The sequence below is a fragment of the Paenibacillus sp. BR2-3 genome (genome assembly GCF_046529485.1).
In the GTDB taxonomy this organism is placed as follows: domain Bacteria; phylum Bacillota; class Bacilli; order Paenibacillales; family Paenibacillaceae; genus Paenibacillus_AQ.
Genome location: NZ_CP126311.1, coordinates 4803728 through 4819492 on the forward strand (window position 1 = coordinate 4803728; position 15765 = coordinate 4819492).

The 15765-nt window shown below is 47.0% G+C and carries 10 protein-coding genes and 3 pseudogenes; 6 read left to right on the plus strand and 7 right to left on the minus strand.

The features are described 5' to 3' along the window. Positions 1-1407, plus strand: coding sequence for an aldehyde dehydrogenase (locus PaeBR_RS23080; protein ID WP_410512765.1), 1407 nt, complete (start codon positions 1-3; stop codon positions 1405-1407). A gap of 51 nt (positions 1408-1458) precedes the next feature. On the opposite strand, the gene PaeBR_RS23085 is transcribed toward PaeBR_RS23080, so the two are convergent. From PaeBR_RS23085 to PaeBR_RS23100, 4 genes are all read right to left on the minus strand, one after another. Beyond that, complete coding sequence (locus tag PaeBR_RS23085) at positions 1459-2739, minus strand: MFS transporter (protein WP_410512766.1); 1281 nt, start codon at positions 2737-2739, stop codon at positions 1459-1461. Positions 2740-2899: 160 nt separating this feature from the next. Continuing rightward, positions 2900-3811: an HD domain-containing phosphohydrolase gene (locus PaeBR_RS23090; RefSeq protein WP_410512767.1), complete on the minus strand. Its 912-nt coding sequence runs from the start codon at positions 3809-3811 to the stop codon at positions 2900-2902. Positions 3812-3826: 15 nt separating this feature from the next. Further along, positions 3827-4255 (minus strand): hypothetical protein, encoded by a 429-nt coding sequence (locus tag PaeBR_RS23095; RefSeq protein ID WP_410512768.1) that lies wholly within the window; start codon positions 4253-4255, stop codon positions 3827-3829. Positions 4256-4588: 333 nt separating this feature from the next. Further along, entirely contained in the window at positions 4589-7561 is a 2973-nt protein-coding gene (locus PaeBR_RS23100) for an ABC transporter substrate binding protein (RefSeq protein WP_410512769.1), read from the minus strand. 255 nt (positions 7562-7816) lie between these two features. Here PaeBR_RS23100 and gtfA point away from each other — a divergent pair, with 255 nt between their 5' ends. Together gtfA and PaeBR_RS23110 are read left to right on the plus strand one after the other, a co-directional pair. Continuing rightward, a complete protein-coding gene (gene gtfA, locus PaeBR_RS23105; protein WP_410512770.1) occupies positions 7817-9271 on the plus strand; it encodes a sucrose phosphorylase in 1455 nt (484 codons plus the stop codon). A 19-nt stretch (positions 9272-9290) separates the two neighbouring features. Next, positions 9291-10268 (plus strand): annotated as a pseudogene (locus PaeBR_RS23110) (LacI family DNA-binding transcriptional regulator). Between the two features lie 128 nt (positions 10269-10396). Here the strand turns inward: PaeBR_RS23110 and PaeBR_RS23115 are convergent. Continuing rightward, a pseudogene (locus tag PaeBR_RS23115) lies at positions 10397-10830 on the minus strand (group II intron maturase-specific domain-containing protein); the annotation flags it as partial. Positions 10831-11001: 171 nt separating this feature from the next. On the opposite strand from PaeBR_RS23115, the gene PaeBR_RS23120 reads away from it, so the two are divergent. From PaeBR_RS23120 to PaeBR_RS23130, 3 genes are all read left to right on the plus strand, one after another. Beyond that, positions 11002-11205 (plus strand): hypothetical protein, encoded by a 204-nt coding sequence (locus PaeBR_RS23120; RefSeq protein ID WP_410512771.1) that lies wholly within the window; start codon positions 11002-11004, stop codon positions 11203-11205. A gap of 53 nt (positions 11206-11258) precedes the next feature. Continuing rightward, positions 11259-11462 carry a hypothetical protein gene (locus PaeBR_RS23125; RefSeq protein WP_410512772.1) on the plus strand — a complete coding sequence of 68 codons (204 nt, stop codon included), beginning with the start codon at positions 11259-11261 and terminating at the stop codon, positions 11460-11462. Between the two features lie 105 nt (positions 11463-11567). Continuing rightward, positions 11568-11720, plus strand: a complete 153-nt coding sequence (locus PaeBR_RS23130) for a hypothetical protein (protein WP_410512773.1) — start codon at positions 11568-11570, stop codon at positions 11718-11720. A gap of 196 nt (positions 11721-11916) precedes the next feature. Here PaeBR_RS23130 and PaeBR_RS23135 read toward each other — a convergent pair. Continuing rightward, positions 11917-12261: pseudogene (locus tag PaeBR_RS23135) on the minus strand (reverse transcriptase domain-containing protein); the annotation flags it as partial. Positions 12262-12694: 433 nt separating this feature from the next. Continuing rightward, positions 12695-15703, minus strand: a complete 3009-nt coding sequence (gene pgmB / locus PaeBR_RS23140; RefSeq protein ID WP_410512774.1) for a beta-phosphoglucomutase — start codon at positions 15701-15703, stop codon at positions 12695-12697. Positions 15704-15765 lie beyond the last annotated feature (62 nt).

Consider the following 15765-nt stretch of genomic DNA (forward strand, 5'->3'; position numbering starts at 1 on the left):
ATGGAGTGTTTTTCAGTGTCACAACTGACTTCCCGTAATATAGAGGACATGCTTGAGGAACATAAGCAGTTTTTTGATGGCGGCCATACCAAAGAAGCTTCCTTTCGGATTCAGCAGCTGCAGAGATTGAAGGATGCCATCCGCCGCAATGAAAGCCGAATCATTTCCTCCTTGAATCAGGATTTGCATAAAAGTGAGTTTGAGGCCTACGCCAACGAAATTGGCTTTGTGCTGGACAGTATCGGATCTGTGCTCAAGAAGCTGAAACGGTGGATGAAGCCGGTGAAGGTCCGATCACCGCTGCATTTATTTCCGTCCAAAAGCTATACACTTAGCGAGCCTTATGGAACCGTCCTTATCATAGGCCCTTATAATTATCCGTTTCAATTGCTCATGGAACCGCTGATCGGAGTTATGGCCGCAGGCAACTGCGCTGTCCTGAAGCCTTCGGAGAGCACACCCACGGTCTCGGCTGTCATTCGGGAAATGATCGGTGAAACCTTCGATAAGGCATACATACGGGTCGTGGAAGGCGAGAAAGAAACGACCTCTCTGCTTATTCATACTAAGTTTGATTATATTTTCTTCACCGGCAGCGTGCCTGTGGGCAGGATAGTGATGGAGGCTGCAGCCAAAAACCTCACTCCCGTAACCCTGGAACTCGGCGGGAAAAGCCCTGTCATTGTCGATAAGAGTGCCAATCTGGATCTGGCGGCCAAACGCATCGTCTGGGGGAAGCTGATCAATGCCGGCCAGACCTGCATCGCCCCGGATTATTTACTTGCCCATCAGGAGATCGCAGGTGAGCTTATCACCAAAATAAAGCACTATATCACTGCTTTCTACGGTTCGGATGCGCAGAACAATCCCGATTACGGCCGGATCGTGAATGCCCGGCAAGTCCAAAGACTCGCCGAAATCCTGAAGCGTGATCAGGAGAAGGTAATTATGGGCGGTAAAGTCGTACAAGAGGATCTTTATATCGAGCCGACGCTCCTTTACCCTGTGAACTGGGATAATGCCGCTATGGAGGATGAAATTTTCGGACCGATTCTCCCCATTTTGGAGTACCGCCATCTGAATGAAGCCATCCAGACCATTAAGGATCATCCCAAACCGCTGGCGTTATATCTGTTTACAGAGGACAAAGGCGTTGAACAAGAGGTTCTGAGCAAAGTTTCATTCGGGGGAGGTTGCATTAACGATACAATCTCCCATATAGCCAGCCCTAACCTGCCCTTCGGCGGAGTTGGCGGCTCGGGAATTGGCGCTTATCACGGCAAGCACAGCTTCGATCTCTTCTCCCACCGCAAAAGCATCGTAAAAAGAAGCACAAAGATTGACTTCGGGGTCGTGTATCCCCCTTACGGAAACAAGGTGAAGCTTGCGCGTAAACTATTGAAATAAAAACCAAGCAAAAAAGGCCATCCCATCGGATGGTCTTCTGGTCTTCTACCTTTAAGAGACTGCAGCTTCACTCTCTGGCACTTCGGATTCATGTAGAATTCTTATGTATTTAGGAAATATATATCCGTAAAAGACGGAAAATCCGATCAGCATGAAGCCTAAAAATAAGAATAGCGATCCGACAGATACGAAAGCCGGAAAAACAAAATAGAGAACCAATAAACTGGTAACCTGTGACATTACGATAAGCGGAGTCATGAGCCCCCCGACTCTCCCCATTTTCTGAGGTTCAACAAGGGCAGGCAGCCAACCCCCAATCCCCATATTAATTAAGGGAAGAAAGAACGCTATAGCGAACATGCACAGTAGAAACATAATAACATGGGTCGAAAATGCAATCACTACAGTAAACAAGCCGGTAGTAAATAATCCCAGAATAATTAACTGGTATGGTTTTAACCTTCGCGCCACTAACGCAACTATGTAGCTACCTAGAATAATCCCCAAGCCTACAGCAAAACCTTCATACATCACGATCGTTTCATAATTGCCGGGCGCTAATTTATATTTCAACAAAAATATAGGCAATAGCGCAAAAAAGGAATTCAGCACGCCAAACACCAGGCAGCCGGACAAAAGTATTTTGATCACCTTGTTCCCCAGCGCATATTGCAGACCTTCTTTATAATCACTTACTATTGAGGATAGATGAAGATCCTTCCAAGTGGATTCACCATTAGGCAACAGCAGTTTTTTATCAAATGTACAGGACAGAATCAGCGAACCGGCCAGAATAAAGGAAATGGTGTCTATCAATATAGCACCCGTTACTCCGCACAACCAGAATATAAAAACCCCCAGAGATTTCCCGAATAGATCAAGTGAGCTCTTTAACATTTGGTTTAGCCCGGATGCCACAATATAATCCTCTTTCGATAGAACGCCTTGAACAAGCGACGCTTGCGCAGGGTTAAAGAAGAAGTGGACCGAAGTTCTTAGGAACAAGCATATAAAAATGAACGGAATAGATTTCAAGATAACAGCAAGCATCAAAAGTACCGACACACCTGCACTACAGTACAGACTGTAGGCGGCAAGCTTTTGACGATTAAACCGATCCGTTACGACTCCCACAAAGGCAAACACTAGCAAAATGGGAAGAGCGGACATAAGCTCTGAAAGTGTGGTCAAAAAAGGCTTCTCAGAGAAACTCCGCAATAGATAAACTATAAAAGCCGTAGCCCCAATCATCGTACCCATCTCCGAAACAAAGGAGGCGAAGAGTAGACGGCTGTAGTTTTTGTTTTTTAATAGCTTGATGAATTGTTTCATAAACAAACTTACCTTCCTAAAGTCAATATGTATAAAATAGTCTTTATTCCCATTTATACTATAATATCTTAAAAAGGGTTTGATTACCATTAGTTAATTTGTCGTCGAATGGATATCGTCATTACACAAAAAAAGCCACCCGCTGGATGGACTTCTTTGTCTATTTCTTTAAAATCCCGTCTAAAATCAATGCTTTTTCGAAGAGATCAACAAGGTGCGAATCATAGTGAATTCCGGACAATCTCTTTAATTCTGCCATAGCTATGGTAGGATCAAGCCCTTTACGATACGGTCGGTCGGATGTCATTGCATCGAAGGTGTCAGCGATTCCTATAATCTTTGCCTCCAGCATAATATCATCCTCCTTAATACCGTAAGGATATCCTGAACCATCCAACCGCTCATGATGCTGAAGAATAATATGGCTAATATTAGTGTAGTAAAGATCTTTAACCATAACGTATCCATCATAGGAATGCCTTTTTATGATGTCAAACTCCTCTTCCGTTAAACGTCCGGACTTATTGAGTATCTCCTCCGGAATATTAATCTTCCCCACATCATGAAATACGGTTGCTAAATATAGATCCTCCAGACGATCCTTTGAGAGCTTTAGCATTCTGGCTATCTTGAATGAATATTCCTGCACTCTGCAACTATGTTGGTACGTGTAATTATCCTTTTCCTCAACTTGCTTAACAACACTGGTTAATTTCACTATTCTGTGGCTAAGCAAATGAAAGGCAGGTTGAGTAGTATACCACAAAATTTTCATATCTGTTAGCGCACTAAAAAAAACCGATTCCTGCAAATGTTGAACATAAAAATAATCGCTTTGTTTTAATGTTATATTTTCATCATCGTTTTTATAGATGCACTCGCCTTCAAGTATGTAGAAAAATTCCATCGTTTCAGCTTCTTCAGCAGGATGCACATAAAACATTTTGCCTTGCTTAATCGTTTGGAAAATCACTTCCGAGCCATCACCTCTTGCTAATAGTGAAAAGTCGGAGTCGCCATGCTTTTCTGTTTCAATTCTATCTCCGCCTTTTCCTAGTTTCAGGCCCGTCATGTGCAAATTCCTTTCTTATAAGCCGACTACCAACGGATCAATCCAAACACTCTGATCGGCCAGCTTCACCAATACCCAAGTGCACTCTGCCTTAACACCAAGTTCAGCGGCTTTTTGGATCGCTTCGTTGGAGATTTCCAAGGTTTCATCATATAGCTTTGTAATGATTTCGTTTAATTGTTCGTTATATTTCTCTGTGCGTTCCGCCAGTTTTGAAGGCTCAATGTCCTTGATATCGTTCAAATATTTTTTCTGCAGCGAATCGGCCTTTTCAACCGCCTTTTCGATCTTCTGGTTGATTTCATTGTTAGCTTTCTCAATAATCTTTAACGCTTCCTGCTGATCTTTAGTAGGAGCTTCATTTGTTGCAGCAAACACGGAAGTACTCACTAGAAATAAGGCCAAAATCATAATGGAGCCGCTTGCCAATAATTTTTTTAACATATACGCCATCCCTTCTAATTATCAAACTCTTTTTATATTATTATAGTATGGGTTGGGCATGTTTACCAGTTATAAACCTCCTAATTTATAATAATCTTTATGAATATTTATGCTAGATAAATTGAACTGGAGATTAACTATAAGGAGTCGGCCGTAACTGCGGGGAATGTTTGGACTTCCGGCCGCTGTTGTCTCCAAATTTCTTAAATTATCCCGCTTTTCGCGGATGAAATCCGGAGACAAAGGCGGTCGCTACCGCTCCTACAGTTCCAAACTTCCCCTCCCGTTACTTCTCACTCTGTTGTCGTTTTGCCAGTTCATTTTATATAGAACTTAGTTTTGATAATTCGTTGCCACCCGTTTCTTGATCCAGCCCTCAACCTCCGGTTCGGGAATCGGTTTGCTGATATAATAGCCTTGGACTTTATCACAATTCGTCCGTTTGAGAAAAGCAAGCTGCTCCGCCGTTTCAACACCTTCGGCAGTAACTCTGAGACCCATATTATGGCCAATGGTTACGATCGAGCTGGCCAGTGACATGTTGTTCGGCGCATCGATACGGTCGATAAAGGATTTATCTATTTTCAAGGTGGTTATCGGCAGCTCCTTCAAATAACTAAGCGAGGAGTACCCTGTCCCAAAGTCATCCAGAGCAATTCTAATTCCCTTATCTCTTAACATCTTGAGCTTCTTACTGATCGCTTCAAAGGACTCCATAAAGATAGACTCCGTAATCTCCAGCTCCAGATATTGAGGAGACAGCCCTGTATCCTCCAGAACCGCAAGGACGCCATCCGCGAAATCCTCCAGCATTAATTGAATGACTGAAATATTAACCGAGATACGATATCCCGCATAGCCTTTGTCGTGAAGGTCTTTCATAAAGCGGCAGGCCGTCCTCAGCACCCATTCCCCGATCGGAATAATCAACCGGCAATCCTCGGCAATTTTGATAAAAGAAAGCGGGGACACAAATCCGAGCACCGGACTATTCCAGCGCAGCAAAGCTTCAAAACCCCAAATTTCTCCTTTACCCAGGTCAATAAGCGGCTGATAATGCAGGGTAAGCTCATTATTGGCTATTACATTTCTTAGGTGCTTCTCAATAATCATCCGCTCATCGAAATGCTGCTGCATGTTTTGTCCATAAACGACATAGGTTCCTTTGCCCGCCTCCTTCGCTTTGTACATGGCGATATCGGCATTTTTCAGCAGCTCTTCCGCATTGCCTCCATTCTCAGGATAGGCAGCAATTCCTATGCTTGTTGAGATGTGAACAGTGCTCGCGCCCAGCTGGAAAGGCTCTTTAAAGCCCTGAATCAAAGCCTCCGCATAAGCGGTGGCCTCTTTGGAGCCTGTAATATTCTTAAGTAAAATGACAAATTCATCGCCGCCGAAACGAAAATGCTTGCCTCTTCCATTGTTCAGTCCCAGCAGGCGTTCCCCGACTTTAACAAGCAATTGATCGCCAAAGGTATGCCCCATCGTATCATTGATATACTTGAAGTTATCAACATCCAAAAAGAACAGAGCTGCATGGCCGCCTGAGCGCTTCTCAATGAAGGTTCTCAGCTCCTCCGACAAGGACAGCCGGTTCGGCAGGCCGCTTAACACATCATTATAGGCCAGAAGCCGGTAATTTTCCTCGCTATTCTGTAGCAGTCCCTGATTCTCGACCACCTTGTTATACTGCTCCAGCAGCTCTTCCTGCAGCGCCGTAAGCTCCTCGTAAGTCGATTCCAGCTCCTGATAGCTCATTTGCAGCTGACTTTCATAGACTTTACGATCCGTTACATCAATCATCGACCCGGCAAAACGGATATATTCCCCGCTTGGGCTCCGTAATACTTTACCTCTGGCCTGAAACCATTTATATTCTCCCGATTTGCCAAGCATCCGGTATTCACTGTAGTAGTAGGCCGAGCGTCCCTCCAGATGCAGGGTCCGCTGGCGGTCTTCCTGTTCAATATCTTCAGGATGAAGTATTTTTCTCCACCCGCCATGGGATTCATCCACCTCATCCTTTTCATAGCCAAGCAGCTCATACCAGCTATCCGAAAAGTAGTAGACCATCGTGGACATATCCACATCCCAGATCACCGCATTGGATCCATAAGTTGCCAATCCAAAACGCTCGTTGCTCTTCTCCAGGGTTCTTCTCATCCGCTTGACCAGTCCCACATAGAACAGAAGAATGGCAATGAACGTTATGAGAATAACAAAAGCGCCTATAATACTGAGCACAAGAGCCCGATACGTTTCATAGAAGGAGAAAGGCTTGTTAATGACCTCACTGCCCTCCGGCAGCTTCTTTAAAGAAATTTGGAACCGCTGCAGTTCATGATAATCAAACACTTTGCGAACTGTATTTTTGGAGGCCAAAGGTATGTTATTGGGTGTTTCTCCCTGTAGAACACGCAGTGCCATTTCAGCGGCCTTCTGGCCCTGGATTCTTCCGCTGATCATACTCCCGCCAAAAGCCCCATGATTCAAGCCGAAATCATAAATATGATATACCGGAACGCAGCTGCTCTTGCTAAGATCACTGGAAAAACGGTCAAACTCGGTAATTCTTCCTGTAGAGTCACTATAGTATGTAGTCATTAGTATGATGCTGTCCGAAGAGAGCGAGGAGGCTTTGACCATAATTTCTTCTCTGGACATGCGGTTCATCGGAAAAGCCTGCAGCCCAAGATCCAGGTTGAGAATTTTATCGATCACCATTTTGCCCGTGGATAAGCCGCTCTCTGAATTGTCAAAAACCACATAAACACGCTTAACAGCAGGATTGATCTCCAGAGCCATGTCTATCGTTGCAGTAGGGTCAATTTCTTCCAGGACACCTGTAATGTTATTGCGGTCGTTAATGTTGTCCACGCCCACCTGATTAATACCGCTAAAAATAATAGGCGCGTCGCTTAGCAGTTCCTCCCGATATTTCATGGCAAAATCCAATGCGCTATTATCGGTGGCAATGATAACGTCAATATGTATGGTCTGATATTTGGCCTTGATCATGGTATAGAAATTATTCAGGTTTTCATTCGTTGGGTAACGCTTCCAGTCCATATATTCGCTATAGATAGTTGGGATCGTATCTGCGCCTTTCAAGCGCTCTTCCATACCCTCACCCTGTTCATCGGTCCAATCAAAGCCTTTATGGTATGAATTGAGGATCAATACATTCTGTACGGGTTTTGTTTCCGCGCTGGCTGCTGCCGGTTTGTATAGTGTCGATATGAGTACGATCAGTACAACAGCGAGGCAACAATTGGACAACTTGAGACGGTCTCTATCTTCGCCCATAACTACACTCCTATTCATCTATGTTCCAGGTCATACTTTATACCATAAATCGGGAAAATTCGACAATATATTAATTCGTTGCCCTATTCCTGATTCCTCTTTTGCGCAAAAAAAGCTTTGAATTTAGAGAATTCTTCTTAAAAAAATATTTACGCCACTATGTCAACCGGTTGACATACGGCTAACAGCTTCATTATAATGGGATTGTAAGGGTTATCATAATTACTAAATCCTATATGACAGGGGAGTATGAAATTGACGATTAACAATAAGGTTATGCTCATTACTTATGCAGACAGTATGGGCCGCAATTTACAGGAAACTGCGGAGCTGCTGGAGAAGCATTTTACCGATACCATTGGTGGCGTACATATTTTGCCGTTCTACCCGTCCTCTGCGGACCGTGGGTTTGCACCATTGACTTATGAGGAAGTAGATCCTGACTTTGGCTCCTGGGATGATATTGCCTTGATGAACAAGAACTTCTATCTGATGTATGATTTCATGATTAACCATATTTCCCGCAGCTCCGAATACTTCGCCGATTTCCAGAAGAATAAGGACGAATCCCGCTACGCCGATCTGTTCATCCGTTATAAGGATTTCTGGCCCGGCGGCGAGCCGACTCAGGAAGATGTGGACGCTATCTATAAACGAAAGCCACGCGCACCCTACATTGACGTAACCTTTGCCGATGGAAGCAGCGAGAAAATCTGGTGTACCTTTGACGAAGAGCAGGTTGACCTGAACCTGTACACAGAAACCACCAAACAGTTCGTGAAGCACCATCTGCAGGGGCTGTCCGAGCGCGGGGCTTCCATTATCCGTCTGGATGCATTCGCCTACGCTACCAAGAAGGTTGGCACCAGCTGCTTCTTTATTGAACCGGATACCTGGGAGATGCTGGACGAGGTAAAAGCCATTCTTGAACCCTACGGAGTCGAGCTGCTGCCGGAAATTCATGAGCATTACAGTATTCAAATGAAGCTGGCGGAGAAAGGCTACTGGGTATACGATTTTGCCTTGCCTATGCTAGTGCTTCACGCGCTTTACAGCGGCAAGTCGGAACGTCTTGCCCACTGGCTGACCATCTGTCCGCGCAAACAGTTCACCACACTGGATACGCATGACGGCATCGGCATTGTCGATGTAGCCGACCTGCTTACTCCTGATGAAGTTGAAGAAACGAAGAACAACCTGTTCTCTCAGGGCGCCAACGTCAAAAGAGTATACAACACCATGGCCTACAACAATCTCGATATCTATCAGCTGAACTGCACCTACTATTCGGCTTTAGGCGACGATGACGACGCCTACGTGCTGGCACGGGCGATCCAGTTCTTTACACCCGGCATTCCGCAGGTGTATTATGTCGGCTTGCTGGCCGGCAAGAATGATATCGAGCTCCTGGAGGAGACAAAGGTCGGCAGAAATATTAACCGCCACTACTATTCCAGAGAAGAGGTTGAGCAAAATCTGGAGCGCCCGGTGCTGAAAAGACTGTTCAGTCTGATGAGATTCCGCAATACCTATCCTGTCTTTGACGGAGAGCTTACCGTTGTGGACACCGGTGTGCCTTCCAAGTTAGAATTAACCTGGAATCACGGGAAGCTGCGGGCAACCCTGCAGGCTGATCTGGTTACGCGTCAGTTTTCGATTCATTATGCCGACGAGGTTACTGGAGAGGAATCCCTCCTTAAGGAAGTATAATTTTGAGGAGACGACTGAAATGCCTACAATAAAAGATGTTGCACTGAAGGCCGGCGTTTCGGTCACCACCGTATCCAGAGTGCTGAATAACAGAGGCTATTTGAGCGAAGAGTTAAAAACATAGGTGTACGGAGCTATGGAGGATCTGAACTATCGTCCGAACGAGCTGGCCCGTTCACTTAGCCTTTCCAAGTCCAATATTATCGGGTTAATTATTCCTCACGTATCCCATCCGTTTTTCGGTGAATTGGCAGGCCATATTGAAGATCACGCTTACCGTAAAGGGTATAAGCTGCTGCTATGCAATTCCCTATTGGACAAAAGCAAGGAAATGGACTACATTGACATGCTGCGTGCCAGCAGGGTAGACGGTATCATTATGGGCAGTCATACGCTGGAGGTTGAGGCTTACCAGCAAATTCATTTACCGGTTGTTTCGTTCGACCGGAAGATTTCGGAGGATATTCCCTATATTTGTTCAGATAACTATAATGGCGGAATACTGGCGACTGCCCTGCTGGCAGACAAGGGCTGCCGGAAGCTGGCGCATATCGGTGGACATCCGCACTTGAATTTATTGTCCCAGGGGAGATATAAGGCGTTCCAGGATATCGCGGAGCAGCGGGAAATTTGGCACACCTCCCTGCATACGGATATCAACGGCTTTAACTTTCAAGAATATGAGGTATTGCTGGAGCAGCTGTTTCTGGAGCATCCTGATGTGGACGGCATATTTACAAGCAGCGATATGATTGCCGCCTATGCACTTAAAGCGTGCCGCGAAAGCGGTCGAAGGGTACCTGAAGACGTGAAAATTGTGGGATATGACGGAATTTCTCTGCGCAGCCTGCTGACCCCTTCCATCACGACCATTCGCCAGCCTATTGAGGAAATGGGCAAGCTGGCCGTAGATTTAATCCTTGAGCAGGTGGAAGGTAACGCTGTTGCTATGGAGAATGTTTTACCGGTTGAGCTGATAGAAGGCGGTACTGCTTAGGGTTTCTGAACGGGCGCTCCGCGGGACAGGTGCAAAGGCAACCACACAAATCGAGTAAGAAGGGGAGGCAAGCCCCCGCCTTCTCACACCACCGTACATGCGGGTCCGAATACGGCGGTTCCAAAAGGTTAACCAAGCTCCAGATAACGAGAAAGCAAACTTTTCAGCCCTTTCGATTCCCAATAGGAATTCGGAAGGGCATTATTGGTGTTCCGGGACAATTTCCATGCGCCTTGCCGGGAGTTTGCCATCTTGAAGCAAGCCCACACGGGAACGCCGAGCACTCGCAGTTCGCGAATGCGTGCCATTGTTTCCACAGGCACATCCGAAGTCTTCTCCGAATCCACTGGTCCAGGTTTGGAGGTGCGTCTTTGCCGAGGTTAGACGGAAATAACTCACCCATCCATCAAATAGCGGTTTAATCGGCTAATTCTCTCCTCCATAGAAATTGACCATGTCCGGTTCATTAGTTCTCGAATCTTCTTTTTCAACTGCGAGATCGACTTCGGCACTAAGCAATCATTGCATGTTTCTGGATGAGGAAACTAAATTTTAAGAACTTTCCAGCTTGTTCGGGCAAGTAGAGGGATATTATCCCTCTACTTGCCAGGGTGACCCTGCTTCAGAGTGTGTTCCAGGGATATTACAGGGAGGAATTCCCTCTAATCCACGCCGTATGAGGTGAATTTGCTGATTTACAGGGAGGAATTCCCTCTAATCCACGCCGTATGAGGTGAATTTGCTGATTTACAGGGAGGAATTCCCTCTAATCACGCCGTATGAGGTGAATTTGCTGATTTACAGGGAGGAATTCCCTCAAATCACGCCGTATGAGGTGAATTTGCTGATTTACAGGGAGAAATTCCCTCTAATCACGCCGTATGAGGTGAATTTGCTGATTTACAGGGAGAAATTCCCTCTAATGCACGTCGTATGAGGTGAATTTGCTGATTTACAGGGAGGAATTCCCTCTAATCCACTCCGTATGAGGTGAATTTGCTGATTTACAGGGAGGAATTCCCTCTAATCACGCCGTATGAGGTGAATTTGCTGATTTACAGGGAGGAATTCCCTCTAATCACGCCGTATGAGGTGAATTTGCTGATTTACAGGGAGAAATTCCCTCTAATCACGCCGTATGAGGTGAATTTGCTGATTTACAGGGAGAAATTCCCTCTAATGCACGTCGTATGAGGTGAATTTGCTGATTTACAGGGAGGAATTCCCTCTAATCCACTCCGTATGAGGTGAATTTGCTGATTTACAGGGGGAAATTCCCTCTAATCCACGCCGTATGAGGTGAATTTGCTGATTTACAGGGAGGAATTCCCTCTAATCACGCCGTATGAGCTGAATTTGCTGATTTACAGGGAGGAATTCCCTCTAATCACGCCGTATGAGGTGAATTTGCTGATTTACAGGGAGAAATTCCCTCTAATCCACGCCGTATGAGGTGAATTTGCTGATTTACAGGGAGGAATTCCCTCTAATCCACTCCGTATGAGGTGAATTTGCTGATTTACAGGGAGGAATTCCCTCTAATCACGCCGTATGAGGTGAATTTGCTGATTTACAGGGGGAAATTCCCTCTAATCCACGCCGTATGAGGTGAATTTGCTGATTTACAGGGACAAATCCCCTCTGATCAACGGTTCCAGGTTCTGGCTACCGCGCTTTTCTCCTGGTTCACCTTCAGTTTCAGCTTTCCTTCTACAAATCTACTTACCGACTCCATAACACGTTCACCTGCACGTTTGCTCGCCACAAAGATCTGACAATCGTCCGCATAGCGGACGAATCCCTATCCTCGTCTGGACAGTTCTTTATCCAAGTCATCCAGCAAAATGTTGGCTAAAAGGGGACTGAGAGGCCCACCTCGTGGCGTTCCTTCTTCCGTCTTCTCTAGCTCTGCCATTCCTCCGGCTTTCAAATAGGCGCAAATCAGTTTCAAGACCTCTTTGTCAGTTACCTTTTGCGCGATTCTAGCCATCAGACTTACGCACTATGGCCTCTGCTGACACCTGCCGGTTCAGCGCAGCCTCTCGGCTGCGGTTACGATTTTTTTCTACGCTTATCCGGCAGGCCTCCTAAGAATAAGAACGTCATCTGTCTGCCCGCGGCCCCCCAAGTTTACAGAGCTAGCCTTTGGCGGCTCGGGATTTCGTTGTGTAGTGGCAACTCATCCAACTAACCCTGCCTCGAATTGGGTTCGTGTACCTTGACCCGTGCATTTGCCTCCGGTTCCCTTCAGATTCCACCTCGCGATGGACACCCTTGCCCTTGGCTAACGGTTGGCGCTCGCCAGCCCCCGTTCGGGACTTTCACCCTAAAGATGACGCCCATGCTGGGCGTACACCAAAAACAGCAAGTCTCCAACAATCGGAGACTTGCTGTTTTTCTAATATATTGCAAATATTTAGATCAACCTATTTACCTTCTTCCATCAGCCTCAGCAGCTTCTCTACAGTCAGCTCAGAAGTGGAAGAAAGCAACAGGTCGGCAGCTCCAAGCTGCTCCAGGGACCCGATACCCACCGCTTTCATGCCCGCGCCTTTGATCGCGCTCACACCGGCTTCGGCATCTTCAACACCGATACAGTTCCCGGGGTCCACACCCAGCATTTCTGCAGCCTTCAGGAAAATCTCCGGATCAGGCTTGCCCTTACGGATACTTCCCGGATCGGCTACAGCCTGGAACCAGTGACCAGCCTCTAATCTGTCCAGAATTAACGGGGCATTATGACTGGCCGAGGCTAATCCGATAGAAATCCCGCGTGACTGCAAACCTGTCAACAGCTCACCAATCCCCGGCAATAAATCCGCAGGCGTAATGCGTTCAACCATCAGCTTGTAGTTGTCATTCTTCTTCGTAGCCAAAGCCAGTTTCTCTTGCGCGGATAAATGGAATCCGCTATTCTCCAGCACAATTTCCAGAGACTCCATTCGGCTGACACCTTTAAGCCGCTCATTCTTTTCCCGGTCAAAGACAAGTCCGAGCTCTTCAGCCAGCTCTTTCCATGCCAGATAATGATATTCCGCAGAGTCCGTAATGACACCGTCGAGGTCAAAAATTACAGCCTCCAGCTTCTGCGCTAGCGAAATCCTTACCGGCTCCTGTAGTGTAAGCGTCAGAGGATGTCCCTTATGTTTGATCATAAGGCCGTCCCCTTCCAGAAGGGTGTAGACCACTTCTTCACGGCTGACAAAAATATCAACCAGTTGACCCAGACTTACAATCTTGAAGCGGTAGCTATCCCACTGGGCCGGAAGCGCCGGTTTAAAGCCTAACACTCCATCGTTAAGCCGCATTCCCCCGAATCCATTTACAATAGACATCCACGAGCCCGACATCGCAGCCGTATGAAGTCCGTCTTTGGCGTTCCGGTTGATATCATCGAGATCCATCCGCACTGTGCGGTCGAAATACGAGTAGGCCCCTTCCAAATCTCCTATTTCCGCAGAGACAATACTATGAATGCAAGGCGACAGCGATGAATCATGGGTCGTTAGCGGCTCATAATAGTTATAGTTCCTGATTTTATCCGCCAAGGTGAATTTTTCACCCTGCAGGAACATGGCCATAACCAGGTCCGCCTGCTTCAGCACCTGATGCCGGTAAATGACAAGCGGGTGGTAATTCAGGAGCAGCGGGTACTTATCCGCAGGTGTATTGTCGAAATCCCACTTCTTCTTGGTAAGGAACGTATCATCCTGCGCGTAAATTCCAAGATCCTCATCAAAAGGAATGAACATCTGCCGCGCCGCTTCCGCCCAGCCTTGAACTTCTTCCTCAGTCAGACCGATGGACTGCTGGAGGCGCTCATAGTCCTGCGGATATTGCGTGCGCAGCAGCCCTGCAGTCTCAACCGCAAAATTCAATTGATCCTGCACCATCAAATTGGTATAAGCATTATTGTTAACGATAGCTGTGTATTCGTCCGGACCTGTCACCGCATCGATGCAGAAAGCCCCGCCGCGCGCCGGGTTGAAATGACCCATGTCGGCCCAGAAACGGGAGGTTTCGAACAGAATCTCCGCGCCCTTGGCGGCCAGAAAATCATAATCCCCTGTAGCTTGTACGTATTGCTTCAGCCCATAGGCGATATCGGCATTGATATGCGCCTGTGCCGTGCCTGCCGGGAAGTAGGAAGAGTTCTCTTCTCCGTCAATCGTGCGCCATGGAAATAACGCGCCTTTCTGGGACATAACCGCAGCCCGCTCCCGCGCCTTGCCAAGAGTGGCATAGCGGAAATCCAGCAGTGCCCGGCTGATCTCCGGCTGGGTATAGGTGAAGAAAGGCAGCACGTACATTTCGGTATCCCAGAAGTAATGACCTTCATAGCCTTCACCGGTCAAACCCTTGGCTCCAATATTCGTAACTCCATCTCTTCCCACCGATTGCAGCAGCTGGAATGCATTAAAGCGTATCCCCTGCTGCAGCGCAGGATCACCGTTAATTTCCACATCCGTCCGGCTCCAGAACGCATCCAGGTATACCTGCTGTTCAGTAGCAAGACCGCCGAAGCCGAGATTCTCCGCCATCTGCAGCACATCTGCAGTCCGGTTCATCAACTCGCCTTCCGGATAATCCTTGGAGGTATGATACGAAATATATTTGGTAAGCGATACGGTCTCCCCTTTGAATACCGGCACTGCAAATTCGGCGGAGATGCGCTCTCCCTCCTGCTTCTCCGTCATTTCATGACCGGATGCAGAGTGAAGTCTATGACTCATAGCGGTTAACAGCGCAAATTGGGTATGCCGCGTACGCTGCTTCATCCATATAAATGACTCACCATGGCCGGCACCTTCCGGGAGAAGGCTCGGTTCTGCACTCCCAGCCCCAAGCCGGGGATCGTCGGTAGCCTCTTGCTTGGCGATTTTGCCGTCCATAACCGAATGGAACGTAACCGTACCGTCAAAATTCAGCGCGGTAACCTGATAATCCACAGCCGCCAAATGCTTATGCTGCAGGGTGATCATCCGCCGGATCTGCAAGAGTACCCGGTGGCCCGCAGGAGACTCCCATTCGACCTGACGGTGCAGAATACCATTTTTCATATCGAGAGTCCGCTCATAACGATGCACTTGCCCGCTATTTAAATGAAAGAGGTGACCTTCGATACTGAGTTCAATAATTTTGGCATCGGTAACGTTGAGCATAGCCTGGTTGCGGGAAGGATATCCGTACGCACCTTCGGGATAAACAATCGGTTCAGAATCGAAAAATCCGTTCAGATAGTTGCCGGTGACCGACGCCCCTGCAATCCCATGATATCCTTCTTCAAAATTGCCCCGCATGCCGATATATCCGTTGCCGAGTGCAAACACACTCTCGCTTCTTTGGTTGTTCTCATCATCATAGGCATCTTCACCCAGGCTCCATTCATGGTATGGGTATAAGGCTTCTGGATGTTCGTATGGTTTCATCTTCATCTGTAAGTGGCTCCTCCTAGCAGCAGACTGCTCCTGTTCATGTTTTCTTTTAATTCTGTTTA